The 26,248-nt window shown below is 45.0% G+C and carries 23 protein-coding genes; 13 read left to right on the forward strand and 10 right to left on the reverse strand.

The genetic code is table 11. The features are described from left to right. Positions 1-309 precede the first annotated feature (309 nt). The 3 genes from APB76_RS20180 (at position 310) to APB76_RS20190 (ending at position 2,680) form a co-directional block, all read left to right on the forward strand. Positions 310-1,614 (forward strand): TolC family outer membrane protein, encoded by a 1,305-nt coding sequence (locus tag APB76_RS20180; RefSeq protein ID WP_049844034.1) that lies wholly within the window; start codon positions 310-312, stop codon positions 1,612-1,614. A gap of 1 nt (position 1,615) precedes the next feature. Beyond that, positions 1,616-2,227: an OmpA family protein gene (locus APB76_RS20185; RefSeq protein WP_054962455.1), complete on the forward strand. Its 612-nt coding sequence runs from the start codon at positions 1,616-1,618 to the stop codon at positions 2,225-2,227. Positions 2,228-2,326: 99 nt separating this feature from the next. Continuing rightward, positions 2,327-2,680, forward strand: coding sequence for a DUF2750 domain-containing protein (locus APB76_RS20190; protein ID WP_049844032.1), 354 nt, complete (start codon positions 2,327-2,329; stop codon positions 2,678-2,680). Between the two features lie 121 nt (positions 2,681-2,801). Here the strand turns inward: APB76_RS20190 and queC are convergent, their stop codons facing one another. Together queC and queE are read right to left on the reverse strand one after the other, a co-directional pair. Then, a complete protein-coding gene (gene queC / locus APB76_RS20195; RefSeq protein ID WP_054962456.1) occupies positions 2,802-3,500 on the reverse strand; it encodes a 7-cyano-7-deazaguanine synthase QueC in 699 nt (232 codons plus the stop codon). A gap of 11 nt (positions 3,501-3,511) precedes the next feature. Next, on the reverse strand, positions 3,512-4,162 hold the full coding sequence (gene queE, locus APB76_RS20200) for a 7-carboxy-7-deazaguanine synthase QueE (protein WP_049844030.1): 651 nt from the start codon (positions 4,160-4,162) through the stop codon (positions 3,512-3,514). Between the two features lie 172 nt (positions 4,163-4,334). Between queE and APB76_RS20205 the strand changes: the two genes are divergently transcribed. Then, positions 4,335-5,141, forward strand: a complete 807-nt coding sequence (locus tag APB76_RS20205; protein ID WP_049844029.1) for a Cof-type HAD-IIB family hydrolase — start codon at positions 4,335-4,337, stop codon at positions 5,139-5,141. Between the two features lie 22 nt (positions 5,142-5,163). Here the strand turns inward: APB76_RS20205 and APB76_RS20210 are convergent, their stop codons facing one another. The 8 genes from APB76_RS20210 to APB76_RS20245 all read right to left on the reverse strand — a co-directional run bounded on the left by APB76_RS20210 (position 5,164) and on the right by APB76_RS20245 (position 15,846). After that, positions 5,164-6,585 (reverse strand): bifunctional NUDIX hydrolase/phosphatase PAP2 family protein, encoded by a 1,422-nt coding sequence (locus tag APB76_RS20210; RefSeq protein ID WP_054962457.1) that lies wholly within the window; start codon positions 6,583-6,585, stop codon positions 5,164-5,166. A gap of 12 nt (positions 6,586-6,597) precedes the next feature. Continuing rightward, positions 6,598-7,077, reverse strand: coding sequence for a GNAT family N-acetyltransferase (locus tag APB76_RS20215; RefSeq protein WP_054962458.1), 480 nt, complete (start codon positions 7,075-7,077; stop codon positions 6,598-6,600). Positions 7,078-7,196: 119 nt separating this feature from the next. After that, positions 7,197-9,074, reverse strand: a complete 1,878-nt coding sequence (locus APB76_RS20220; RefSeq protein ID WP_054962459.1) for a propionyl-CoA synthetase — start codon at positions 9,072-9,074, stop codon at positions 7,197-7,199. 55 nt (positions 9,075-9,129) lie between these two features. Continuing rightward, entirely contained in the window at positions 9,130-10,311 is a 1,182-nt protein-coding gene (gene prpF, locus APB76_RS20225) for a 2-methylaconitate cis-trans isomerase PrpF (RefSeq protein ID WP_054962460.1), read from the reverse strand. Positions 10,312-10,320: 9 nt separating this feature from the next. Then, positions 10,321-12,912 (reverse strand): Fe/S-dependent 2-methylisocitrate dehydratase AcnD, encoded by a 2,592-nt coding sequence (acnD, locus tag APB76_RS20230; protein ID WP_054962514.1) that lies wholly within the window; start codon positions 12,910-12,912, stop codon positions 10,321-10,323. Positions 12,913-12,971: 59 nt separating this feature from the next. Continuing rightward, entirely contained in the window at positions 12,972-14,114 is a 1,143-nt protein-coding gene (gene prpC, locus APB76_RS20235) for a bifunctional 2-methylcitrate synthase/citrate synthase (protein ID WP_054962461.1), read from the reverse strand. A 111-nt stretch (positions 14,115-14,225) separates the two neighbouring features. Continuing rightward, positions 14,226-15,122, reverse strand: a complete 897-nt coding sequence (gene prpB, locus APB76_RS20240) for a methylisocitrate lyase (protein WP_054962462.1) — start codon at positions 15,120-15,122, stop codon at positions 14,226-14,228. 28 nt (positions 15,123-15,150) lie between these two features. Further along, on the reverse strand, positions 15,151-15,846 hold the full coding sequence (locus APB76_RS20245) for a GntR family transcriptional regulator (RefSeq protein ID WP_049844022.1): 696 nt from the start codon (positions 15,844-15,846) through the stop codon (positions 15,151-15,153). 270 nt (positions 15,847-16,116) lie between these two features. On the opposite strand from APB76_RS20245, the gene APB76_RS20250 reads away from it, so the two are divergent. The 9 genes from APB76_RS20250 (at position 16,117) to tssC (ending at position 26,248) form a co-directional block, all read left to right on the forward strand. Further along, positions 16,117-16,914 carry a hypothetical protein gene (locus tag APB76_RS20250; protein WP_054962463.1) on the forward strand — a complete coding sequence of 266 codons (798 nt, stop codon included), beginning with the start codon at positions 16,117-16,119 and terminating at the stop codon, positions 16,912-16,914. 264 nt (positions 16,915-17,178) lie between these two features. Then, entirely contained in the window at positions 17,179-18,966 is a 1,788-nt protein-coding gene (locus APB76_RS20255; protein ID WP_054962464.1) for a M28 family metallopeptidase, read from the forward strand. A 257-nt stretch (positions 18,967-19,223) separates the two neighbouring features. Further along, a complete protein-coding gene (locus APB76_RS20260; protein WP_054962465.1) occupies positions 19,224-21,206 on the forward strand; it encodes a type VI secretion system Vgr family protein in 1,983 nt (660 codons plus the stop codon). Then, positions 21,206-21,778, forward strand: a complete 573-nt coding sequence (locus tag APB76_RS20265) for a DUF6931 family protein (RefSeq protein WP_049844018.1) — start codon at positions 21,206-21,208, stop codon at positions 21,776-21,778. The genes APB76_RS20260 and APB76_RS20265 overlap by 1 nt, the downstream gene beginning before the upstream one ends. Then, positions 21,775-22,074, forward strand: a complete 300-nt coding sequence (locus APB76_RS20270; RefSeq protein WP_049844017.1) for a PAAR domain-containing protein — start codon at positions 21,775-21,777, stop codon at positions 22,072-22,074. The genes APB76_RS20265 and APB76_RS20270 overlap by 4 nt, the downstream gene beginning before the upstream one ends. Before the next feature lie 212 nt (positions 22,075-22,286). Further along, positions 22,287-23,693 carry a type VI secretion system protein TssA gene (locus tag APB76_RS20275; protein WP_049844016.1) on the forward strand — a complete coding sequence of 469 codons (1,407 nt, stop codon included), beginning with the start codon at positions 22,287-22,289 and terminating at the stop codon, positions 23,691-23,693. A 29-nt stretch (positions 23,694-23,722) separates the two neighbouring features. Next, positions 23,723-24,244 carry an Hcp family type VI secretion system effector gene (locus APB76_RS20280; protein WP_049844015.1) on the forward strand — a complete coding sequence of 174 codons (522 nt, stop codon included), beginning with the start codon at positions 23,723-23,725 and terminating at the stop codon, positions 24,242-24,244. Between the two features lie 19 nt (positions 24,245-24,263). Continuing rightward, positions 24,264-24,767 (forward strand): type VI secretion system contractile sheath small subunit, encoded by a 504-nt coding sequence (gene tssB, locus APB76_RS20285; protein ID WP_049844014.1) that lies wholly within the window; start codon positions 24,264-24,266, stop codon positions 24,765-24,767. Continuing rightward, positions 24,767-26,248, forward strand: a complete 1,482-nt coding sequence (gene tssC / locus APB76_RS20290) for a type VI secretion system contractile sheath large subunit (protein WP_049844013.1) — start codon at positions 24,767-24,769, stop codon at positions 26,246-26,248. Before tssB ends, tssC begins: the two co-directional genes overlap by 1 nt.

Genomic DNA, 26,248 nt, shown 5'->3' on the forward strand with positions numbered 1-26,248 from the left:
CTAAACCTGTTTTTTGAACAAAAGGCGCTACAAACACGACCCAAGTTGCATTTTTAGCCTTAAGAAACTGAACTAAGATCTCGATTTTAGCCAACAAAATTAAGTATGGCGTACCTTTAATCGCGCCTATTTGCTTGAATTAGTTCCAGGTCATATTTAACAGTTTAACAACAACTTAATTGTCAAATTGATTAGTTTTATACTTCCAATAGTGTTATTTTATTGGCGCTAATGATGGATATATCTCATTTTTGAGACGATTTTATTGAGTAATATCCTCACCTACGAGCACTTTCGAGGAGAGTCAGAGTGAATTGGAATAAGTTGAAAGTACTAAGTTGCGCGGTTGCACTTAGCTTTCCTGCACACAGTCAAACATTAGAACAAGCCGTCGCCTTTACTATTACGACCAACCCAGAAATAAAAGCTTCTTATAATGAGTTCAAAAGTAAGTATTTCGATGCCGAAGCCTCTGGTGGGGCTTATATGCCTAAATTGGATTTAGATGCTGGTATTGGTTATGAAGCAGTTGACCTAGCTTCAGGCACAGAAAACGAACTTACTCGAAAGGAAGCCACGTTAACGCTTACACAGCTGCTGTGGGATGGTTCGGCGACGCTCAATGACATGGATAGGACAGCAGCTGATGCTGAATCGGTTCGTTTCCAATTAATGTCAGACGCTCAGGACATCGCGCTGCAGGTAACAAAGATTTACTTGGACGCAACCAAAGCTTATGAAGTGTTGGCGCTTTCCGAAAGTAATCTTACGGTTCATAAAGAAATCTACTCCGATATTAAGAAACGCGTGGACTCAGGTATTGGTTCAACAGCGGATCTATCCCAAGTAGAAGCGCGTTTAGCTAAAGCTCACGGCAATTTACTAGCAGCACAAAACAACCTTTTTGACGTGCATACCCAGTTTAAACGTATAGTCGGTCAGTCCCCGCAAGGTCTAACCTTCCCTCGCGCAGATCAAACGGCAATCCCCTTTACTGTTGATGAAGCACTCGATACAGCATTTACTAGTCACCCAGTGGTGAAAGTCGCTCAAGCGGACGTTGACTCAGCACGTTTTCAATATGATCAAACTAAAGGTGTTAACTACCCAACCCTTTCAATTGAAGCTAACCAAACTTGGCGTGATGATGCAGGCGGTATTGAAGGCGGGAGTGACGAGTTTTCAGCGATGCTTCGCATGCGCTATAACCTGTACAATGGTGGTTCAGACTCAGATCGAACAGAAAGTGCGGCGTATCAGCTTAATAAAGCAAAAGATTTCCGTGACCGCACCTATCGTAGTGTAGAAGAAGGTTTGCGACTCTCTTGGAGCGCGTTAGATCTAACTGTTCAACAAAAAGATTTCTTGGCGGACCATGTAGATTCGGCATCAGATACGGTTATTGCCTACGAGAAACAATATAAGATTGGTAAACGTACTCTGCTCGATCTTTTGAACACAGAAAACGAATTGTTCGAAGCTCGTAAAGGCTATTTAGACGCAAAATACGACGAGCAGTACGCTAAGTATCGTGTTATGAACGCAACAGGTAATTTGCTTGCTGCACTGCGCGTTGATACACCTCAAGAGTGGAACGAAAAGGTAGAATACTGATATGAATAAATCACTCCTAACTATGATTATCGCGGCTACCGTATTCGCAGCACCACTGAAAGCTGAAGATGTGTACCAGTATATCGACACTCCTACACCAAATCAGGTCGACGATCTTCTTGATGAAGATAAAGATGGTGTTATCAATGCTCGGGATTTATGTCCACAGACACCGCTCAATGCCGAAATAGACAACGATGGCTGTGGTACTTACGTCAAGACACAAGAAGAGATGAGCTTACATATCCTGTTTGCCAACGATTCCGACGAAATTCAGCCAGTGTTCCTTGCGCAGATTCGTGAGATGGCTGACTTCCTTAAGAGCTACCCTTCTACTTCTATCGAACTTCAGGGCTACGCGAGCAAAGTTGGTCAGCATGAGTACAATATGGCTTTGTCCAAACGCCGCGCTATCTCTGTTGAACACGCACTGCTATCCAATGGCATTGATTCTAACCGGGTTCGTATCGTTGGCTTTGGTGACACCAACCTAAGTGAAACAGGCACTGATGAAGTCAGCCATGCCAAGAACCGCAAGGTAGTTGCTACGGTTATCGGTCACAAAGGTAACGTTAAAGAAGAATGGTCCATTTTTACCAAGATTAAAAAATAGCCACATTGATTCGAAAAAGGGAGCTTGGCTCCCTTTTTTATTTGGCTTTTTAACTATGAGTGTTAACCTAGCTGCGAATCCACCTATGAGATGAAACCAATGAGCAAATTAACTTCTGATATTCAGGCAAACCTCGAACTATTCGTTGCTGAAACGAAGCAATCCAAATTAGTTTGGGGAATGCGCAATGAAGAAGGCTGGCTGTCTTGCGACTCTACAGAGTTTGAAAACAGCGAAGTTATGCCTTTCTGGTCTTCTAAAGAAGATGCGGAAACTCACAATGTTGAGGAGTGGGCGGATTTTGAAATTCTTGAAATTCCTCTAGATATCTTTGTTGAAGATTGGCTGTTAACCCTTGCAGAAGATGGTGTTCTAGTTGGGACGAACTGGAATGATCAACTTGACGGTAGAGAGATGGAACCATCAGATCTGGCTAAGATGTATTTAGCCTAGCCTTATTAAAAAGTGCGCCTTCAGGCGCATTTATTCCACTCAGGTTTAAGACGCTCTAACTACTCGTCCCACAGGCATTCGCTTCTGAGGCGAGTGCATTTTTGGTAAATATAGGACGAGCCTATTTATCTACCGAGCTCTGCTTACGTACCAATTCAGCCATGATATTTTTGCGGTCAGCAAGATAGTCATTAAGCCCTACTTTTCTTAGTTCGCAAGACGGACAATCTCCACAACCATCACCAATGATGCCGTTGTAGCATGTCAGGGTTTTCTCTCTTACCAGTTGCAGTGCATCATATTGGTCTGCCAATGCCCATGTTTCCGCTTTGTTCAGCCACATTAATGGTGTAGAGATCTCTAATGGGCGATCCATACCTTGGACCAAAGCGTTATTCATCGCTTTCACAAAATCATTTCGGCAATCCGGGTAGCCAGAGAAGTCGGTTTCACATACACCTGTAATGACTGTCTGCGCACCGATTTGATAGGCGTAAATTCCCGCGAGAGTCAAAAACAAGATGTTGCGCCCTGGAACAAATGAGTTAGGCAGGCCGTTTTCCTGTAGCTCATGAGAAACCGGAATATCATCACGAGTCAAAGAGCTAATAGCCAGTTCATTGAGCAGCCCAACATCCATAGTTTTATGCGCTTTAACGCCAAGTTCATTCGCTAAACTTTGCGCCACTTCGATTTCTAGTTTGTGGCGCTGGCCATAATCAAACGTAATGGCATGAACTTCATCAAAATGTTTAATTGCTTGTACCAGACAAGTTGTAGAGTCTTGTCCACCACTAAATACAACAACCGCTTTTTTCATAATGAGTTCCTTTACGCAATGCTTAGATATTTATGAGTTTGAATTGATAAGCGCCAGTTCCTAGCAACACAGACATCAATACATAATTGAGTAGCGCGCGGTTTCTGACTAATAGGTTGCAGTGCGATCGTAGTTTCTTCCGATACACCTGCTCTAGTAAGCAGTTCATCTAATTGATCGATGTCTTTTTGAGTCGCGACTGGGTGTTTAATTTCATTCGCACGCAATAGTGCAGAGTCTAGAACTGGTAACTTGCCTTTCATTGCCACCTTAGGTGACACTGTCACCCAGGTTGTATCCGTTACGCAAACCTCTGAAGTGCCACTGGTTTCGATCTGACATTTGCAGCCATTATTTTCAAATGCTTGAGTCAGAAGCGTCAGGTCATAAATACATGGCTCACCACCGGTAATGACGATGTGTTTTGCCGTATAGCCTTGATTTTTGTATTCGTTAACAATGTCTTCAGCCGTCACCGAACACCAAGTTGGGGAGTCTTCTGTCTTCGCTAAAACCTCATCAAGAGATCTTTCATCTTGAGGAGTTGCGTCCCATGTTTGCTTAGTGTCACACCAAGCACAGCCAACAGGGCACTCTTGTAAACGAACAAACACAGAAGGTACGCCAGTAAACACACCTTCCCCTTGAATGGTTTCAAACATTTCGTTAATTTTATACAACTTAAACTCAGCCTAATTCATCGTCAAAATTCTGCAGGAACGAGACCTTAAAGGAGACGCCCTATAAGGTCAACTAAATCATAAATTGATCAATCGTTTCCGAGCGATTATTCTGCTTCTTTTGATTAATTTATAGTTATATTTTAGGTAAGTTATGTACAAACTGATTGCGTTAGATTTAGATGGTACGCTTTTGACGAGCGAAAAAACCATTTCGCAAAGAACCAAGAAGGCAATTGCTAATGCCCGAGCAAATGACATTAAAGTTGTCCTCGCCTCTGGTCGACCTTTAGCAGGTATGCAAAGTAAGCTTGATGAGCTAGACATCACTGGCGACAACGAGTTTGTCGTTTACTTCAATGGTTCCATGGTAAAAGAAATTGGTACAGACAAAGTAATCCACTCGGCAATTATTGATGGAAAGCATGCAAAACAAGTTGCTAAGTTAGCCGAAGAACTGGATTTAAATTGCCATGCCTTTAGTACTGAATTTGGTTTGATTACTCCATGTAACAATGAATATACCGATATCGAAGCAACGATTAACCAAATCCCTGTAACTGAATTGAACTTTGATCAACTTGAAGATAACCATCCGATCATCAAAGTCATGATTGTTGGCGAGCCAGCAAAACTAACCGCTGCAATAGAAAATATTCCCGCTTCCTACTACAACGAGTTTACCATTGTTCAAAGCGCACCTTTCTTCCTTGAGTTTCTAAACCTCGCTAGTAACAAAGGAGTTGGAGTCAAAGCAATTGCTGACCACCTAGGGATCAAATCGGACCAAATTATCTGTATGGGTGATGCTGAAAACGACCACCATATGATTGAATATGCGGGTTTGGGTGTCGCGATGGAGAATGCGATGGAGCAAACCAAAGCCATCGCTAACCATATTACCTTGAGCAACAATGAACACGGTGTTGCTAAGGTAATCGAAGACTTTGTTTTAAATTAATAGAACGCAAAGCTAAAGCTGATTAGTCAGCTTTAGCTAGCTTACGCACTGAAATCACAAATAGACAGATCAATATTGGATACCTCAACGTTTCTACGCTTAATGAAGCGATACTACTAGTCGATACTTGAACCGCTATCATACTTACTATCCCATTTGTTACCACCATCCCCGCACAAATCAAAACCAACGCTCTACCTGATGCCATATTCGCATCACGTTTTAAGGTAACAACAAGACCCAGCACTGTTAAAATAACCGCTAGCCAATAAGTAAAAATCGGTGTCGGCCAAAATAGAGTCATTAGCGCACATACAGCCAGAAGGATAATCCAAACTGACTTCGAGGTCATGAACGCATTTGAGTCCACCTCGGGTTTAGATTCGAGACGAACCAAATGCCAAGCGCACAACATTCCCAACAAAGCACCACTGACACTATCAATTAGAAATGCAGATCCACTGTAAAAATTCGCGAGACTTAACCAGAAGAGTATTACCAACAGAGACATCGACCAACGATTAATAGAGAGTTTCTCGCTTGCACTCAACACCAGTACCCCGACACACGACCACACTGCGATAGGTAAGCTAGGTAGGCTGAAACCATAACTTTTGGCAAGATCCAAAGCTGGTAAGTAGACGTGAGGCCTTGGAAAAGCAAAGCCTTGTTGTGCAACCAAGCTAAGCAATGAAGTCATAGTGACGGCAAAAAAGACTTTATAGCTGAATTCTTTACCAAATCGCCAATATAAAAGTGGGAAAAGAACCAGAATCAACGAAGGTTCAGCCAGCCAGTTTCCAGCGAGTAACAAAGGCTCGACAATATGCACTGTGCCACTGGGTAGCTTTAAGAAGAAGTGCTGAAGCTGAGTCATCCAGCTCAATTCAACTTGATGGAATGTGGGAGCCGCCTCAATAAGGTTATCGACGAACACCACTTTTTGATCAGTCGCTTGTTGTAAAACGGTACCAAGCCAATGAAGTTGCTCAGGGAAGCGGTACTCTTGACTAGGCACAACAGTAGGATCGATCAACATCGCAGAAGAGACTTCAATACCATAATGTGGAGCGAACCAGATAGGCAGTTCATATCCGTCTAACCTGTTGTTAAACTGGAATGAAACGATATCCGAGTCAGAAACACAATCGTAGAACACCGCTTTCTCGTTACGCCCGAGTTCCTCCTTAATGGAAACAACAAGTCCTGTTTCTTCCCACGTTTCTCGTTGCGCTGCAAGCTTTGGAGACTCCCCTTTAGCGACGCCTCCTGCGGGGAGAGAAAGCTTGTTGGTGAGGATTTCTTTTACCAATACAATCTTCTCACCAGAACGTATGACACACGCAGCTCCAGAGATTGACGAGTCATTCGCAACAGTAAGTGAAGAGGCAAATAGAGAGATAAACCCGAGTACGAGCGATAATATTTTAGTGTTGAGCTTCATTCTAAATTCTTGTTAATTGGTTACGGACTTTCGTAACCAATGGATATGATGTTCAAAGCCGAAATGACGGTAAAACTCAATTGCAGACTGATTAAATTCCCAGACTTCAACAAAGATCTCTTTTACGCCATATTCCTCAAAACGCGTTTCGATATGCTGACACAGTTCGACTGCATGCCCTTTGCCACGGTAGTCCTTAACGATATACAGTTCATCGATGCTGCCCATCTGAACTGGCTTACTTACTGTGGAAATCAGTTCGCAAAAGTGACCACTAATAAATCCTATGATTTTATCGTCTTCACATGCGACAAATACAAGACATTCAGGATCATCTAAATATCGTGCAATACTCTTTTCCTGCTCTATATCTACAGCAGTTTTGAAGTGTTCGGGGCATTGGCGATGATGCTCATCATGCAAGTAAAACATGAGATCATTTAACTGCTCTAAATCTTTGTCATGCGCACTACGAATGGTCACATTGTGCATAAATATTTTTGCGTTACGAATAAAGTAACAGTTTGGCGGTTTAACAAAATTTTTTCAATAAAAAAGCCCCTTTAGTTCAGGGCTTAATTTTACTATCAGATGAAGTATCCAAAACAGGATTAGGAATGCAGTGCCTTTTCGATCTCTTCAAGGCTCGTTGGGTCATCGATCGTCGAAGGCACTGTGTACTGCTCGCCATCGGCTATCTGACGGATGGTACGGCGCAAAATCTTACCGGATCGCGTCTTTGGCAAACGCTCCACAACGAGCGCATGCTTAAAGCAAGCGACTGCACCGATTTCATCGCGTACCTTACCAACCAGCTCACCTTCAAGCTGGACGTCGTCGACCTTTACGCCGTCTTTAAGTACCACTAAACCAAGTGGCAACTGCCCTTTCAAATCGTCATGAACACCAACAACCGCGCATTCCGCAATGGCTGGGTGGCCGCCTACGATCTCTTCCATCTCACCGGTTGATAGACGGTGACCCGCAACGTTAATCACGTCATCGATACGCCCCATAATGAATAGGTAGCCCTCTTCATCGAGATAACCACCATCACCCGATACGTAATAACCCGGGAACTGACTCAGATATCCAGACTCGAAGCGGTCGTGGTTACGCCATACCGTAGGCAGACAGCTTGGTGGCAGTGGACGTTTCAAAGCGACAAAGCCCTGTTGATTGGCTTCTACTGGCTCACCAAGCTCATTAAGGATCTCAACCTGATAACCTGGGATTGGTTTAGTCGCTGAACCTGCTTTCACTGGCATCAGCTCAATTCCGGTAGGGTTACCGGCAATCGCCCAACCTGTTTCCGTTTGCCACCAGTGATCGACTACTGGTTTGTCAGTTTTGCTTTCTACCCACTCTAATGTCGGAGGGTCTAGGCGCTCACCCGCCATAAAGATGGTTTTAAGGTTTGATAAATCGTATTGCTTGAGGCACTCACCTTCAGGGTCTTCTTTCTTAATTGCGCGGAAAGCGGTTGGCGCGGAGAACAGTACTTCGACTTTGTACTCTTCACACACTCGCCAGAATGCGCCCGGATCCGGAGTCCGTACTGGCTTGCCTTCAAATAGTACTGTTGTACAGCCATGAATCAGCGGCGCATAGACAATGTAAGAATGGCCTACGACCCAGCCCACATCAGAAGCTGCCCAGTAAACACCATCTTGTGGAACATTATAAATGGCGCTCATTGAGTACTTCATCGCAACAGCATGCCCACCATTATCGCGTACTACACCTTTAGGCTTACCAGTCGTCCCTGAGGTATAAAGAATGTAGAGCGGGTCAGTCGCCAATACTGGTACACAAGCGTGAGGTAGAGAGCCTTCAAGTGCAGTCGCCCAATCCACATCTCGCTTAGGCTGCAACTGAGCTTCACACTGGCTTCTTTGCAGAACAACCACTGTTTCAGGCTTCCATCGACTGTCCATAATCGCTGTATCGACCAATGGCTTGTACGGAATAACTTTATTAACTTCAATACCACAAGAAGCTGTCATCACCAATTTAGGTTCAGCATCTTCAAGTCGAATCGCTAGCTCGTTAGCCGCAAAGCCGCCAAACACAACGGAATGAATCGCGCCTAGTCGCGCACAGGCAAGCATTGCCATTGCTGCCTCAGGAATCATGGGCATATAGATAACCACTCTGTCACCCTTTTCAACGCCCTGTGCTGCGAGCATACCCGCTGTTTTCGCAACCTGATCACGAAGCTCGGTATAAGTATATTTTCGCTTAGTACCAGTCACTGGTGAATCGTAGATCAATGCGGTGTTATCGCCACGTCCTTGTTCGCAGTGATAATCTAGTGCTAACCAAGAGGTATTAAGCATTCCATCGGGGAACCAGCGCTCTATGCCATTTTCATCCTTGGCTAGAATAGTTTGTGGCTGTTTAAACCAGTCAATATTTTTCGCTTGTTCCGCCCAAAACGACTCAGGTTCTGACAGCGCCCATTGATACTCTTTTTGATATGCAGACATAGTGCTTCCTCCAGTATGTCCTGACATTGCTTTTCTGGTAATTAACCGGTGCTAATTACGCAAAGATATCGGAGGGTACGCGCACAAATCCCTCCATGATGATTCGAGCACTGCGGCTCATTACAGCTTTTTCAACGACCCAACCTTGTTCATCTAGCGTGGCGGCCGCTCCTACTTTCAGCGTTCCCGACGGGTGACCAAAAGTGACTGATTCCATTTCTCCGCCACCAGCAGCACGGTTGACTATAGTGCCGGGCACACAGGAAGCCGATGCAATCGCTACTGCTGCGGTTCCCATCATGGCGTGGTGCAATTTACCCATCGACAAAGCGCGAACTAATACATCCACCTCACCGGCTTCGACTGGTTTGCCACTAGAAGAAAGATAACTTTTCGGGTTCGCAACTATGGCGATTTTTGGCGTGTGCTGACGAGCTTCAGCCTCTTGTAAAGAATCAATCAAACCCATCTTCAACGCACCATAAGCTCTAATCGTTTCAAAGCGTTGTAATGCAGCTTCATCGTTATTGATATCTTCTTGAAGTTCCGTCCCTTGATATCTGAGAGCTTCAGCGTCAAGGAAAATCGTCGGGATACCCGCATTGATCATCGTTACTTCAAACGTGCCAACATCAGGAACCTCTAGCTCATCGGTCACATTCCCAGTAGGAAACATGCTGCCTTCGCCGTCTGCGGGGTGCATGAAGTCGACTTGAATTTCAGCAGCTGGAAACGTCACCCCATCGAGTTCAAAGTCGCCTGTTTCCTGAACTTGCCCTTCCACTATTGGCACATGAACTACGATGGTTTTGCTGATATTCGCCTGCCACACTTTGACGGTAACCGTACCATTGGTTGGGATACGATCTTCATCGACCAAACCAGCATGAATGGCAAAGGGACCAACAGCGGCAGATAGATTGCCACAGTTGCCACTCCAATCGACAAAAGGTTTATCAATCGATACTTGCCCGAATAGATAGTCGACATCGTGATCTGGCTTATCACTTTTCGATACAATCACGGTTTTGCTGGTACTCGACGTGGCACCGCCCATACCATCGATTTGCTTGGCATAAGGATCAGGACTACCAATCACTCTTAGCAGCAATTTATCTCTCGCCTCTCCGGGAGTTTGAGCTTGTTTTGGCAAATCTTCTAGACTGAAGAATACCCCTTTACTCGTCCCACCACGCATATAGGTGGCTGGTACTTTCATTTGGCTAGATGCTGTCATAGCGGCCACCTATTGGGATAAAAAGTCTTGGGCAAAGCGTTGCAAAACGCCACCAGCGTTATAAACACTAACCTCATCGGCGGTGTCCAAACGACAAGTCACAGGAACATCGAACTTTTCTCCATTAGCACGAGTTACGACAAGCGCTAGATCTGCGCTAGGCTTGATATCACCGATGACGTCATAAAGCTCACTACCGTCGAGCTGTAACGTTTTTCGGCTTGTGCCAAATTTAAATTGAAGTGGCAAAACACCCATTCCGACTAGGTTAGTTCTGTGAATGCGTTCAAAACCTTCGGCTGCAATTGCTTCAACCCCAGCTAGGCGAACCCCTTTCGCAGCCCAATCACGTGAAGAGCCTTGACCATAATCCGCACCCGCAACGATGATTAACGGCTGCTTGCGATTCATGTAGGTTTCAATTGCTTCCCACATTCGAGTGACTTTACCCTCTGGCTCGACCCTTGCCAGTGAGCCTTGTACCAACTCACCATTCTCTTTAACCATTTCATTGAACAGTTTAGGGTTTGCAAACGTCGCTCTCTGCGCAGTTAGGTGATCACCACGGTGGGTTGCGTAAGAGTTAAAGTCTTCTTCAGGTACATCCATAGAAGCGAGATACTCGCCCGCGGCACTGCTCGCGAGTATCGCGTTGGAGGGAGATAAGTGATCAGTCGTGATGTTATCGCCTAGTACGGCTAAAGGTCTCATCGCGGATAGCGTTCTTTTACCTGCTAGCGCCCCTTCCCAGTATGGTGGACGGCGAATGTAGGTACTTTTTGGTCGCCAGTCATAAAGAGGGTTGCTATTACGCTCACCTTCATCGAGTTTAAACATCTGAATGTAGACCTGATTAAACTGCTCGGGCTTAACATGCTTGCCGACAACCGCATCAATCTCTTCATCACTCGGCCACAAGTCATTGAGATAAATAGGATTGCCTTGTTTATCTTTACCTAACGAATCACGTTCAATATCAAAACGCATGGTTCCAGCTAGGGCATAAGCGACCACTAGTGGCGGCGATGCCAAGAATGCTTGCTTAGCATAAGGGTGAATCCGACCATCAAAGTTTCGGTTACCTGATAGCACTGCCGTTGTATAAACGTCGCGGTCAATGATTTCTTGCTGAATCTCTGGATCAAGCGCACCACTCATACCATTACAAGTAGTACAGGCATAAGCGACAATTCCAAAGCCTAGCTTTTCGAGTTCAGGTAAAAGACCTGCGTCTTCAAGGTATAACTTTGCAACCTTTGAGCCCGGAGCAAAAGAAGATTTCACCCAAGGTTTGCGAACGAGTCCAAGCTCATTGGCCTTCTTGGCAACAAGGCCAGCGGCGACCACATTACGCGGGTTACTTGTATTGGTACATGAGGTAATCGCCGCGATAATCACTGCCCCATCGGGTAATTGCCCCTCACTAGTATTAACCTCACTCTCTTTTGCTATACCTCGCTGTGCAAGCTCTGAGGTTGGCAAACGTCTATGAGGATTCGATGGCCCTGCCATGTTGCGAGAAACCTTGGATAAGTCGAACTCTAATACTCGCTCGTACTCAGCGGTTTCAAGATCATCGGCCCAAAGACCCGTCTGTTTGGCATATGTTTCAACAAGCTCGACTTGCTGATCATCACGACCCGTCAGTTTTAGGTAGTTGATGGTCTGCTCATCGATGTAGAACATCCCAGCCGTAGCGCCGTACTCTGGCGTCATGTTAGAGATGGTTGCTCGATCGCCGATGGTTAAGTCTTTTGCTCCTTCCCCAAAGAATTCAAGATAGGACGAAACGACTCGTTCGTTACGCAAAAATTCAGTAATCGCCAAGACAATATCTGTTGCAGTAATCCCAGGCTGGCGCTTGCCAGTAAGCTTGACACCAACGATATCTGGAAGTCTCATCATTGAAGGACGGCCAAGCATGACTGTCTCCGCCTCAAGCCCTCCCACACCAATCGCAATCACCCCTAGAGCATCGACATGCGGCGTGTGACTATCCGTACCGACACAAGTGTCTGGGTATGCGATACCTTGCTTAGCCTGAACAACAGGAGACATTTTCTCCAAGTTGATTTGGTGCATGATGCCATTACCAGCAGGAATAACGCTGACATTCTCAAACGCGGTTTTACACCACTCAATAAAATGAAAACGGTCTTCATTTCTGCGCTCTTCAATCGCCCTATTTTTATCAAATGCATCTGGGTCAAAGCCCGCGTGTTCAACAGCAAGAGAATGGTCAACAATCAGCTGGGTTTCTACCACAGGGTTGACTTTGGCAGGATCGCCACCTTGTTGGGCAATCGCATCTCTAAGGCCTGCAAGGTCAACCAACGCCGTCTGACCTAGAATGTCATGACACACAACTCGAGCAGGATACCAAGGAAAATCTAAGTCGCGCTTTCGCTCGATAATTTGCTCTAGACTTTGAGTCAGAGTGTTAGGGTCACAACGTCGAACTAACTGCTCAGCCAGCACTCGTGAGGTATACGGGAGTTTTTCGTAGGCACCTGGGGATAGTGTATTTACGGCTTCTCGGGCATCAAAATAATCAAGATGGCTTCCCGGAAGCGATTTTCTGTATAGGGTATTCATGCTCATATCTGCTTCCATTGAGGTAGATGTTTGCTCCCTAATCGAAGGGAGCAAAGTCGACAGTGCTATCGTTTTTCGATTGGAACCCAATCTTGATGATCAGGACCTGTGTAATCTGCACTTGGTCGAATGATTCGGTTATTGGCTCGTTGCTCGTAAACGTGCGCAGCCCAACCTGTTAGGCGACTCATGACAAAGATCGGCGTAAACAACTTGGTTGGAATATCCATGAAGTGATAAGCAGAGGCATGGAAAAAGTCCGCGTTACAGAACAAGCCTTTCTCTCGCTTCATCACCGCTTCAACGCGCTCAGAAACCGCGTACAAATGGGTATCTCCTACCGTATCTGAAAGCTCTTTTGACCAACGCTTAATCAACGCATTACGAGGATCACTTTCACGGTAGATAGCATGACCAAAGCCCATGATTTTGTCTTTGTTCGCTAGCATCTTCATGATGTTTGCTTCCGCTTCATCTGGTGTCTGCCAGTTTTGAATCATCTCCATTGCAGCTTCGTTTGCACCACCATGTAAAGGGCCACGAAGCGTACCGATCGCTGCTGTAATACAAGAATGAAGATCGGAAAGTGTAGAAGCACATACGCGCGCTGCAAAGGTAGACGCATTAAACTCATGCTCTGCGTATAGAATGAGCGAACAGTGCATGACCTGCTTATGAATCTCAGTTGGCGCTTTATCTGTCAGCATTTTTAGAAAGTAACCGCCAATACAGGTTTCGGATTGATCGTCTGTATCTATGCGTACACCATCATGGCTAAAGCGGTACCAATAACAAATGATGGCGGGAAATAGAGCGAGCATTCTTTCTGTCGCGTCTAGCTGCTCTTCAAAGCTCATCTCTTGCTCTAGATTACCCAGTACCGAGCAACCTGTTCGCATCACATCCATTGGATGCGCAGAGGCAGGAATAAGCTCTAAAGCTTGCTTAAGTTCACTCGGTAGACCTCGTAAACTAATCAGACGCGTTTTATATTCATCTAGCTCTTTTTGATTGGGTAAGTGACCACGTAACAGCATGTGGGCAACTTCTTCAAATTGAGCATTGTTTGCCAAGTCAGTAATATCGTAACCTCGATATGTCAGACCTGTCCCCGTTTTACCGACAGTACACAAAGCTGTGCTACCAGCGCTTTGGCCGCGAAGACCTGCGCCACCTAACTCTTCATTCTTTTTCGATGATAGAGGCATTTTGAACTCCTTTTCTGTTTGATATAGCTCTCTAAGTGGAGCGTTATTTACCAAACAATTTCACGTTATTGGATTAATTCCGAATCGGTTTCCTTGGGCTTCCGTTTGATCCTATTTTCCTTCTGAAAACAACTGATCAAGCTTGTCTTCATAATCATGATATTTGAGGTGCGCATAGAGCTCTTTACGAGTTTGCATCGAATCCGTCAGCGCTTCTTGGTTACCCACTTCTAACAGATGCTTGTACACCATCTCTGCTGCTTTGTTCATTGCACGGAACGCACTGAGTGGATACAACACCATATCAACTTTGGATTTTGCCAGCTCTTCACAGCCGTACAGTGGCGTCTGACCAAACTCGGTAATGTTCGCCAGTATCGGCACATGTTTCCCTGTTGCACTCTCTAGCGCTTCAGAAAACTGAACATACTGCTCTAGTTTGTTCATTGCTTCTGGGAAAATCATGTCAGCACCAGCTTCAACGCAAGCAATCGCACGTTCGATAGCACTATCGATCCCTTCAACCGCCAGAGCATCCGTACGAGCCATCACCACAAAGTTGTCATCGTTACGCGCATCCACTGCGGCCTTAACGCGATCGACCATCTCTTGTTGGCTAACAATGGCTTTATTTGGGCGATGACCACAACGTTTTTGCGCTACCTGATCTTCCATGTGTACCGCGCCCGCACCCGCTTTCTCCATTGCCTTGATGGTTCGCGCGATATTAAATGCTCCACCAAACCCCGTATCGATATCAACCAGCAGTGGTAAGTCACACGCATTGGTGATTCTCTCGACATCGACTAACACGTCATTAAGTGTGGTAATCCCCAAATCGGGTAAGCCATAAGAGGCATTAGCGATACCGCCACCTGATAAGTAAATAGCTTGGTGCCCGAGATTTTTTGCCATCATGGCGCAGTATGGATTAATGGTCCCTACAATTTGCAGTGGATCGTTTTGCTCAACGGCAAGTCTAAATTTGGCTCCTTGAGATAAACTCATTGCTCTTTCCTCTAGTCCGTTTTGGGCTTTAGTCCCTAAGGATTTGTTGTTCGATTAATGTTCGGCTACCCGAGATATGGCGTCTCATCAGCATCTCAGCTAACTCTTCGTCTCTATTCTTGATAGCTTGTAAGATATACTTATGCTCATCTAACGCTTCAACGGGTCTCGACTGAGCTCTAGGTGATTGGTAGCGATACATTCTCAATAAGTGGTAAAGCTCATCACACAGCAATGAAATAAGCTTACTGTTACGGCTAGCGAGAATGATGCGATAGTGAAAATCGAAATCACCGTGCTGATGGAAATACGAAGCACCCTCAACTTCATCAATATGATTTGAATGTGTCGACAATACTGCTTCTAATCCTACAATCTCTTCTGCAGTGATATGCCTAGCTGCAAGTCGAGCAGCCATACCTTCTAGCGCCTCTCTAACTGCGTATAGCTCTATTAGCTTTTCAGGTGAGAAAGTAATCACTCTGGCACCGACGTGAGGGATACGCTCGATTAGGCCTAATCCTTCAACTCGCATTATCGCTTCACGCAGAGGCCCCCTACTTACCTGATACTTCTTAGCTAACTCTGGCTCAGATATCTTGCTGCCTGGTGCAATATCACCACTCACAATAGCCTCAACCAAGGATTCAGTTAAGCTCTCTGATTTGGTGTTTTCTTTTTCAGAAACGCCTTCTTTTTGTCGAGTTTTAAATTCGATATTCATTGTCAATACACTCGCCCTATAGCACCAACTTGTCTACAATTTCATCTTATGCATTTAAAATAGACTATAACATTGTCGACAATCAAGAAAATTGTCGACAATTTAGACCAAGGTAGTAGATGAAGTGGGTCTAAAGCGGTGAGATCAAGTCCATCAACAAAAGTGATATGTGATGTAGAACAGCACAATTTCATTTACAGCAATGACTTAACCCAAGTATGAGATTAATATCTTAGATACAGAAAGGAATCTTCTAAAATAAGAGGCTTAATGCGCTCTATAACTGCTAATTCGATCCTTGCAGGATTGATTACCGCTAATATTGCAGGATGCTCGCTCTTCTTTGCTGATGAACGCGAACCATACTACCCGTTGCTCAGAAACAGTACATACTCTGGCGACGATATCGCCGTGATAGAAACGGATAATGTCTTAAAGTCCGCAGTAAAACACAATGACTTCGTGCTTGTTGAAGATGGGGCTCGGGTTAATCAATCTGTCGACAAAGTCTTTGCTGAAGCTATTAATAACCACTCTGTCTCTGTAGAAGACTTGAAAGGTGAGGAGTTTCACCAAGGGTTAGAACTGATCATAAAGCAATTCACGTGTGAACTGTACGCAAGCCAACAGCCAGTTGACTCTATTCAACTATGCCCGCAATCGAATCAGGTTGTTGACAATGGGCTTGGTTACCTTCCTTTTGAGAAAGGTGTACGTACTGCTCAGCGGTTAAGCGCAATTGAACGAAACGACGAAGGTACCCTGCAACTCGAGCTCTTTCTTAAAAGTACCCACGAACGTCCATTAGAATCGCTATGGGGGGCTGTTCACGAACTTGGGCATTTTAAAGGAAGTCAGTTACCCCCCGAAAGCGTTGTACTCACCATAAATTTGAAGGCATATAAAAAAGACACGGACGCTCACAATTGGCGATATATGCATTCCGAGCCTCTGATCTTCTTTGTTGTCCTTCCCTCTGTTGACCAATTGATCAGCCGCCCCAACGAAGTAGAAAGTATGAAGTTTGCTTATCGCAGCGCCAAATTACTGGTTGTTGACAGTCGATAAGTCTTTATCACCCAAACCTTAGTTCAACTGCCAGTGGGTCTGGTCAGCAATTGGGACAGTGCTATTTATCCGGCACTACTCAAATAAGTCATTGTTTATGTTGAATGTGTGAATGCATATCGATTACATATGTAACTGATATTTTTAATAGACGAAACTAATTTGACCTACCTTCATATTTTATAAATCCAATTAAAATTAACATTTTTTTAACCTTGCATTTCGGCAACTATGTATTCGCTTATTTAATACAAGGAGTCACAAATGCAAGTAAGCATCACAACAACAAAAACTATGCTCGCCACTGTTATTAGTTCAACGCTACTAACCGGGTGTTACTGGGATGATCCCGAAAAAGCGGCAAAATACGTCAGCAGCAAAATCGATCGAGAAGAAGTCGTCGAACATCTTGAGGAGCTAGAAGCAAGAGCCTCTAAGACAACGGATGGCGCTTCGGTTACTCGCGCGGCAGGTACTGAAGGCTATGCACAGTCTCTCAATTACATCGTCGACACCATGCGCGAGCACAATTACGATGTCTCGATACAAGAATTTGATTTTCGCGCATGGGAAGAGCTTGCGGGAACGAAACTAAACGTCAATGGTCTGGATCTCATCGGCGTACGTAACGCCAGTGAAGGTGTCGAGCCTGACTTTGCAGTAATGTCTTACTCAGGCAATTCGAACGGTTCAATAACCGCTGAAGCCGTGTTCATAACGCCAGATTTTCGATTCGACGCCCCAGATTATGACAGTACCGATGGATGTGAATCGTCAGATTTCACTGGCAAAGATATCACCAACAAAGTCGCCATCATCCAACGTGGAGGGTGTAGCTTCAATACTAAAGTGGTCAATGCTCAAAACGCAGGTGCCAAGGGGGTTATCGTCTTCAACCAAGGCAATGGTGAAGGTCGTACAAGCGCCGTAAACGGCACGCTTGGCAGTGATAGTACGGCGCACATTCCTGCATTTGGTGCTCGCTACGCGTTGGGCAAACAATGGCATGATTTAAGCCAAACCACTTCAGTACCTGTCACGCTTGCCATTAATGTTCAAGATGACGTCGTCTTAACCCAAAATATTATCGCTGAGACCAAAGGTGGTAATGAAAATGAAGTTGTTATGCTAGGTGCTCACCTTGACTCAGTACCAGAAGGCCCTGGGATCAATGACAATGGTTCGGGTACTGCTGGCCTACTGGAATACGCGGTTACTCTGGCAGACTTAGACGCCCCAGTTAAAAACAAAGTACGATTTGCATGGTGGGCGGCTGAAGAAGCTGGGCTTGTCGGTTCTGAGTACTACACCAACGATTTGTTTGCACCTTTACGAGCTCAAGCCGAGCAGGAGATTCTTAAGGAGCTTGGGCTTGAAGACCCAAGTCAGCTGACTCCAGAACAGCTCGATCTTGTTGATGCGCGTTACTACAAACTGAACAAAGTTAAGCTCTATTTGAACTTTGACATGATTGGCTCACCAAACTACATCTTTGGTGTAATGGATGGCGACCTATCAGATACCAAGGACAGTCCTGATAACGCCTATACTGGTGACTTCAAACCGCCATATGGCACATCGCATATCGAATCAGTTTTCAATCAGTTCTTTACTGAGAAGTCAGAGTCCACTGTCCCTCAGGCTCTGTCTAAGCGCTCAGATTATGCAGGGTTCGCAGACTGGGGCATCGCGTTTGGTGGACTATTTACTGGAGCTGAAAAGGTCAAGTCTGCGCAAGAGGTTGAGCAATTTGGTGGTGATATCGATGTCGCTTATGATAAGTGTTATCACCAAGCTTGTGACGATTTAAACAACGTGAGTCAGAAAGCTCTTTACGTCAATACACAGTCACTTGCTTACGTTACAACCTATTATGCGTTTAGCGAGCCGTTGTTCCCAGTACAAGAGCCTGAAGCTAAGGCTGAGATTCGAACATTCGCAGTTGAAGAAGCACCAAGTAGTAAGCTACGCGTAGGACAGAAACTAAAAGCTGCTGACAGCGTTTCTGATCACGACCACTTCCATGGCGACTTCGATCAAGATCGCGAATAACCAGATTACCACTAATAAAGTCAAATCAAGCCGTACACTCTCCGTACGGCTTCTTTGTTCTTATTCAGTGACAGTGTTCGTTCACATTTTAAACACATCACCTCTTACCACCGTGCCAGAGCCTATAAATCAGGATGAATTTGATTTATTTACCAATGAATACCTGCTACTTTTTAATGAATTATTAACAGACATTACAACCCATTGTTTCGAATACATTTACTTGAAGCATGTTCGTCAGTTTTAAAGGAAGTGCTATGGCTGAAAAATATTCGGCGTCGGCGAGCCCAATTTCTGCTAAAGATAGTAAAGGGCAAGAACACAAGGTAAGCCAATTTTCTGTGACTCAAGCTATGTCAGAGTCTTTCTCTATTTCAGCGACCCTTGTCTCCAGTCATTTCGATGCACAAAGTCAATTAGGTCAACTTCTTACCATTAACCGTTACTCAAACCTCTCGGGCAGTACTACGCTGACTCGTTCTTTCAATGGGATAATCACTCGAATTGAAAGCTTGGGAATGGATAGCAACCTACAATACGTTGTGTACCAAGTCACTCTCAAACCTTGGCTAGACCTGCTCAAGCATACCCACGCTTTCCGCGTATATCAGAACCAATCGACCAAAGATATTGTGAGCGATGTTTTCGACAATGCTGGCTTTAAGGGCTGCTATAAAATAGCCAAGATGCCGACAACAAAACGTGAATATTGTTTACAATATAACGAGTCTGATTTTGACTTTGTCTCTCGCTTGCTCGCAGAAGAAGGCATCCATTACTATTTCACCCATTCAGATAAAGAGCACACTCTCGTACTGCAAGATGCGCAATCGCCTTTCGATAAAGCTGACAACGCAAAATTCGATATGGTAGAAACGCCAACAGGCTCTTTACCCCTACTCGAGTCTTGGTCACCTGCAGTCGCATTTCATGGCGCCAGTGTCGAGCTAACCGCATACGACTATAGCCAAGCCAAACTGATCTCCAGTAAGGCCCAGAAGAGCAGCCATTCTATAGCAAACAATACCAAACTGACCAATGTTCACTACCCACCTTTGGGCATTTCTGGTGATAAAACCGATCTAGCAAGTAACCTTGCTAAACGTCGCATCGATCAGTTGGGACAGAACTACCAGACCATTGTGGCGACAGCGAAACATGACCTGTTTGATATCGCTACCTGGTTCACTCTCTCTAGCCATCTAGATAAATCACAACTGTCTGACTACTCAATTGTTTCGATACAGACCCACTACTCTGAAGATGTTATATGTGACACTGAAGTCAAAGCGGTTCCTAAGTCGACTTCGTACTATCCAAAGCCACTAGACAAACAAAAAGTCCATGGATTACAGAGTGCCACAGTAGCGGGCTCAACAGCTGGAGAGATCAACCAAGATGAGCAAGGCCGAGTAAGAATTCAGTTTCATTGGGATACAGAAGCAAGTGGCGATAAAACCAGTTGCTATGTTCGTGTTGCTCAGATGATGGCAGGTAGCGGTTATGGGGCTCAGTTTATCCCTAGAGTTGGTCAAGAAGTTCTGGTCTCATTTATCGATGGCGACCCGGATCAACCCATCATCACAGGTAGTGTGTACAACAGTAAGAATGCTCCTCCGTATAAAGAAGCCAATTCAACCAAAAGTGGGATTAGTACCAAGCTTAGCGGACAGTCTAATGAGCTGTACTTCGATGATAAAAAAGATAATGAACTGATCTATCTGCACGCGGCAAAAGACATTACCCAAGAGATAGAAAATAATCATACTGAAACGATAAAAGGCGAACTAACACAGAAAGTCACCAAACAAATGGCTATCTCTACGGAAGATAACTACAGCCTAACCGTGACCAAAGCGATGTCAGAAAAAGCGAAATCCATCACTATCGAGGCTGACGATAGCATTGACATAAAAGTGGGTTCGAGCAAAATTTCGATTTCATCTTCTTCGATATCTATTGAAGCAACCAATATTGATATAAAAGCCAGCAGCGGCTTGAACCTACAAGGCACCAATGTCACTAGTAAGGCGACATCAGCCAACAAAGTTTCTGGCACAACCACCGCGTTAGAAGCCACCAGCTCAAATTCAATCAAAGGTTTAAGTGTCGCGATCAAAGCTGATACCACCCTTTCTGCAGAAGGCTCTTTAAGTGCAGAGTTTAAGTCTGGGCTTAAAGCAACATTTAACGGCGGCGTCATGGGCGAAGTGAAAGGGGCAATTGTCAAGGTAAACTAATGACTTATAAAAAAATTCCTTATCAGAGCTGTGGGCAACTACTGCCAAGATTCTCAGCATCTGAAGAAGCCAAAGAGTTACTCAACGAAGATTTGTCTATAGAAGAGACCATTCAAACGCTCCAAGACAACAAACTATACAATGACCTCGTTCAATTTCTTGCACACTCTCTACCAGTTCGAGAAGCGATCTGGTGGGCAAGCCTGTGTATTCAACTGCGTAACGATGTTTGGAACTCGACACAATCGCAATGTATTCAGACAGCGCAACAATGGGTGCAAGGCCCAGCAGAAGATCTCAGGCGCAAGGCAGAGCTACTCTCTAATCGACTTGACTTAAACTGTGGTCCGTCTTGGCTGACTCAATCCGTTTTCTGGAACGGCTCTGGAAGCATTGTCGCCCCAGATCTACCAGCCGTACTACCCGACCCTTTTCTGTATGCTAAAGCGGTCGCAGGGGCTATCAATCATGCTGCCGCGCTACCAAACTGGGACGGTTCAGAACAGTACTATACTCAATCGGTAAACTATGCACTTAACATAGCAAACGGTGGAAACGGTGGAACAGAATGACTTTAGCAGCTCGTCTAACTGACATGCACGTATGCCCAATGCAAACCCCTGCAGTCCCTCCTATCCCACATGTTGGAGGTCCGATAGCAGGTCCTGGAGTACCGACGGTGCTCATTGGCAGTATGCCAGCAGCTACTTTGGGAGATATGTGCGTGTGCGTTGGTCCACCGGATTCGATCATTAAAGGCAGCGCGACCGTTTTAATTATGAACAAGCCAGCGGCTCGTATGGGAGATACAACTGCACATGGTGGCACTATTGTGCTTGGAATGCCCACCGTAATGATAGGTGGTTAAAAAACCACCTCCCGAACAAGGGTTTAATAAAAAATGAACGTGCTCCGGCCAATTTTCTAGATGTAGGTCACTATTTTACGTAAATAATAAATTTGGACGAGCCTTTTTCTAAAATAAGCCTAGACTATCCTTTGTGAGCAAATGCTAACAAATTACTATTCTAACAATTGCTTACGTTTACTAAATTACAATAATTATATAACGGATAATACATGGTAGACATTGTTCAATTGTTGGCTCCTATCTCTGAAGAATCCCCGACAGGGAACTACCTGAAGCTAGATCGCTCGATCTACCGTGCACTACGTAATAGCTATAATGCCGCCCAATCTTCTTTTCGTCAGCTTATAGAAACGCCGGAGGCATCCAGCGACGAAACGCTACTCGATACCAATGAAACCAATTGGGCTCAACTGCGCAATAGCACTTATGAAGCTCTGACTCAATCAACCAAAGATTTGGAGTTGTTAGGATGGTACATCTCGAGTCAATTATTTACGGCGCAGCCCTATCAGAACCTAGCTGACTCAACTAAAGTACTAAAAGGTTATATCGACGCGTTTTGGGGAGACTTGCACCCTACTCTGCCAGAAAACAAAATCAAGAGTAACGACGAGCAAGGCAAGTTAAAAGAGCTAGCTGATTTTCGCATCAAACCTCTGCTTCAATTGGTCGGTGAAAGCAACGATTCAACCGCACTGTTTATGCCACTACAACTAGTCGGCTTGATAGAAGGTATTACATTTGGTGATTATCTCCGAGCAGAACGTTCGGGTGACCTAGAAGCGCTAAAAAAACAGGCACAACAGCTATACAGCAACGACGTTGAACGCACCGTATTATTGCTCTCTGAAGCCCACCAAAACTTCACCGAAGCGGAAACAGCTATCGCTCATGAATGCCAACAGGTAGGTGTGACACCAATCAGTTTTCGATTTGTTAAAGCGAATATTGCGGACTCTATCAACGCGATTCGTTTTCTCACTGAAGACAAATTTTTGCATTGGCCATTGGATGATACTTATCAAGTTCGCAAAGAAGAAACGGTAGAAAAGCACCCAGAAGTAAACAGTGAACAATTGCATGATCCGGCAGTAGAGTCTACTCCGACTCAGAAAGCGCCTCAAGCAACACTGAACAGCTCGCCTCAGACTATCGCACAAGTAGAAACCGAAGTTGCCCCTGTCCATGTGAGCGTTAACCAAGTTGCTAACCGCGATCAAGCATTTCAAGAACTAAGAAAGATTTCTGAGTTCTTTAAACAAACCGAACCACACAGCCCGATTTCGTTTTTGCTGGAAAGAGCAATACGCTGGGGCTACATGAGCCTTCCAGAACTCATGCAAGAAATGACTGCTGGTAACAGTGGCACAATGCAACAAATTAACCAATTAACGGGAATGGACAACTTAGATCAGCTCGATTTAAGCGATAAAGTTTTATCAGCCTCCGCTAGTGTTAATTCAACCGTGGTAGCAGCTAAAAGCGCTGCCACACCAACTAATCAGACTTCTCCTGTAGAAATTACAACTCAGGAAAAGACCGATACTAATCAATCATCACAAACTGAAGTAAGCTCCACCGAGTCATCAGCTAGTCTGAATGATTTCGAGTGGTAACCAAATGCTGATCAGCAAAGGAGAATAAAATGGCTTCTATTTTCATGAGAATCGACGGTACAAAACCTAAAGGCGCTGCAACAGTAGAAAAGATTGGTGGTAAAGATGGCTTCTTCGCTATCGATACTATCACTTGGAACGCTGTACGCGGCGTAGGCATTGATGTCGGTAACGCAAACAACGCAGACCAAGGTATGGTTGCACTAGGTGAAGTCAACGTAACACGTGGCTGTGATGGTGCAACACCTCACCTAACCACATTCTTATACGCTCCAGGTGGCGAAGGTAAAACTATTGAAATCGTAATGACCAAGCCTAACCGCGAAGGTTCTGGTGCTGATCCATACCTTATCCTGACTCTTAAAGCGGCGCGTATGTCTAGCTACAACATGGCGGCATCTGACGGCACGCTACCAAACGAATCTTTCAGTCTAACATACACTGAGATTTCTAAAGCGTACTACATCGAAGGCGAAGGCGGTAAGATCGAGAAAGGTCCTGAAGTAGGCTTCGATGCAACAACAGCTAAAGTGACATCGACAGCAGCGTAATTGAATAAGGAGATCCATTGTGGCACTTAATTCCCAACACAAACGCGTAAGTAAAAACCGCGTAAGTATTACTTACGATGTGGAAACTAATGGCGCTGTAGAAACCAAAGAACTCCCATTTGTCGTTGGGGTAATTGGTGACTATTCGGGTCATAAACAAGACAAAGAAGACGTTGAAGAACGCACGTTCTACAACGTCGATAAAGATAACTTCGACAACGTCATGAAGCGTGTTGGCCCCGAGCTAAGCATGAAGGTTGACAACGTACTGGCCGATGATGACAGCCAGTTCGAAGCAAACCTACAGTTCAACTCAATGAAAGACTTCGAACCTGAAGCGATTGTTGAACAAGTCGAACCGCTTAAAAAGCTGGTTGAAACACGCAACCAATTGAAAGTACTCCTTTCTAAGGCTGACCGCTCTCGTGACCTTGAAAAGTTGCTTAAAGAAGTGCTTCAGAGTGCAGACACCATCAACGCTCTTTCCGAAGAGCTAGGTATCAATAAAGAAGGAGCTGAATAATGAGCACAGAAGCTGAAAATCAAGCCCAGCCGGCGGAAGCTGCGGAAGGTACGCTTAGTTTTCTAGACAGAGCAATTGAAGCAACGACTCAGACTCCGGCTGATACTACAAAAGAACTCTTTTCTGTCCTCGCTGAGCAGGCGCTGACAGGTACTGTCACTTGGGATAAGAACTTAACCAAGACCATTGAAAACGCAATCTCTGAGATCGACAAAAAGCTTTCTAGCCAACTTTCTCAAGTTATGCAGCAAGATGACTTCCAAAAACTGGAGGGTTCATGGCGTGGTCTACAAAAGCTTGTCAAAGAGAGTGAATTGGGCCGTGACCTTAAAATTAAAATGGTCGATTTCACTCAAGAAGAGCTACTAGAGCAATTCGAAGATGCACCAGCTATTGACCGTAGCCCACTGTTTAATGCAGTTTACCAAGGCGAATTTGGTACAGCTGGTGGTGAACCTTACGGTACATTTATCGGCGACTACGAGTTCAGCGCAAAAGATGAAGACGTAGCTCTACTTCGTTACATGGGTGAAGTTGCAGCTGCGTGTCACGCTCCATTTGTTGCCGCTGCAAATGCACAAATGTTTGAGTTCAACGATTTCACTACCTTTGATGAAGGTAAGCCAGTTGCTGCTGGTTTCGATTCACCTGCTTATGCTGCGTGGAACTCTTTCCGCGAAAGTGATGACGCGCGCTACGTAACGCTAACACTGCCCCGCACTATGGCTCGTCTACCATATGGCGATAAAGGTCTAAGTACCAACCTGTTCAACTACGAAGAGCTAGGTACAGATATGGATGGTAACCCAAACCCTGCAAACAATGATGAGCTCGTTTGGTCAAATGCGGCTTACGACCTTGGCCTTAAGATGACGCAAGCTTACACAGCATCTGGTTGGTGTACGGCTATTCGTGGTCTAGACAATGGCGGTAAAGTAGAAAACCTGCCAAACCTAACGTACAAAACTGAAGCTGGTGACTTGGTACAACAGTGTCCAACTGAAGTTAACTTAACTGACGAACGTGAAAAAGAGCTAAGTGACTTAGGTTTCTTGCCTCTCGTTCACTACAAAAACTCAAACTACGGCGTGTTTATTGGTGGTCAAACGACACAAAAACCAAAAACATTCACCGACCCAGATGCAACAGCAAACGCCGCAATCTCTGCTCGTCTGCCTTACATCATGGCAAGTGGCCGTATCGCTCACTACTTGAAGGTTATGGGTCGTGACAAGCTAGGTTCAAACCTAGAGGCTCCGGATATCCAACGTGAACTTCAACTTTGGATTGACCAATACACCAACGCAGGTGCCATTGGTAACGAGCAACGAGCGAAAACCCCATTAGCTGAATCTCGTATCGAGGTAGTAGAACAGCCAGGCCGCCCAGGTTCATATTCTGCGGTCGCCCATCTACGCCCATGGCTACAACTTGAAGAACTAACGACCTCAGTTCGAATGGTCGCTAAGATTCCAGGCTAA

Origin of the sequence: Vibrio bivalvicida, from assembly GCF_001399455.2 — a bacterium.
Taxonomy (GTDB): domain Bacteria; phylum Pseudomonadota; class Gammaproteobacteria; order Enterobacterales; family Vibrionaceae; genus Vibrio; species Vibrio bivalvicida.

Coding starts and splice junctions, on each gene's coding strand:
- APB76_RS20210 (WP_054962457.1), bottom strand. CDS start 6,585: ATGAAGCTCAACACTAAAATATTATCGCTCGTACTCGGGTTTATCTCT.
- APB76_RS20270 (WP_049844017.1), top strand. CDS start 21,775: ATGACTTTAGCAGCTCGTCTAACTGACATGCACGTATGCCCAATGCAA.
- APB76_RS20190 (WP_049844032.1), top strand. CDS start 2,327: ATGAGCAAATTAACTTCTGATATTCAGGCAAACCTCGAACTATTCGTT.
- tssC (WP_049844013.1), top strand. CDS start 24,767: ATGAGCACAGAAGCTGAAAATCAAGCCCAGCCGGCGGAAGCTGCGGAA.
- queE (WP_049844030.1), bottom strand. CDS start 4,162: ATGTTTGAAACCATTCAAGGGGAAGGTGTGTTTACTGGCGTACCTTCT.
- APB76_RS20205 (WP_049844029.1), top strand. CDS start 4,335: ATGTACAAACTGATTGCGTTAGATTTAGATGGTACGCTTTTGACGAGC.
- APB76_RS20245 (WP_049844022.1), bottom strand. CDS start 15,846: ATGAATATCGAATTTAAAACTCGACAAAAAGAAGGCGTTTCTGAAAAA.
- APB76_RS20185 (WP_054962455.1), top strand. CDS start 1,616: ATGAATAAATCACTCCTAACTATGATTATCGCGGCTACCGTATTCGCA.
- APB76_RS20255 (WP_054962464.1), top strand. CDS start 17,179: ATGCAAGTAAGCATCACAACAACAAAAACTATGCTCGCCACTGTTATT.
- prpB (WP_054962462.1), bottom strand. CDS start 15,122: ATGAGTTTATCTCAAGGAGCCAAATTTAGACTTGCCGTTGAGCAAAAC.
- APB76_RS20275 (WP_049844016.1), top strand. CDS start 22,287: ATGGTAGACATTGTTCAATTGTTGGCTCCTATCTCTGAAGAATCCCCG.
- APB76_RS20265 (WP_049844018.1), top strand. CDS start 21,206: ATGACTTATAAAAAAATTCCTTATCAGAGCTGTGGGCAACTACTGCCA.
- APB76_RS20260 (WP_054962465.1), top strand. CDS start 19,224: ATGGCTGAAAAATATTCGGCGTCGGCGAGCCCAATTTCTGCTAAAGAT.
- acnD (WP_054962514.1), bottom strand. CDS start 12,912: ATGAGCATGAATACCCTATACAGAAAATCGCTTCCGGGAAGCCATCTT.
- prpF (WP_054962460.1), bottom strand. CDS start 10,311: ATGACAGCATCTAGCCAAATGAAAGTACCAGCCACCTATATGCGTGGT.
- prpC (WP_054962461.1), bottom strand. CDS start 14,114: ATGCCTCTATCATCGAAAAAGAATGAAGAGTTAGGTGGCGCAGGTCTT.
- APB76_RS20250 (WP_054962463.1), top strand. CDS start 16,117: ATGCGCTCTATAACTGCTAATTCGATCCTTGCAGGATTGATTACCGCT.
- APB76_RS20280 (WP_049844015.1), top strand. CDS start 23,723: ATGGCTTCTATTTTCATGAGAATCGACGGTACAAAACCTAAAGGCGCT.
- APB76_RS20220 (WP_054962459.1), bottom strand. CDS start 9,074: ATGTCTGCATATCAAAAAGAGTATCAATGGGCGCTGTCAGAACCTGAG.
- APB76_RS20215 (WP_054962458.1), bottom strand. CDS start 7,077: ATGCACAATGTGACCATTCGTAGTGCGCATGACAAAGATTTAGAGCAG.
- queC (WP_054962456.1), bottom strand. CDS start 3,500: ATGAAAAAAGCGGTTGTTGTATTTAGTGGTGGACAAGACTCTACAACT.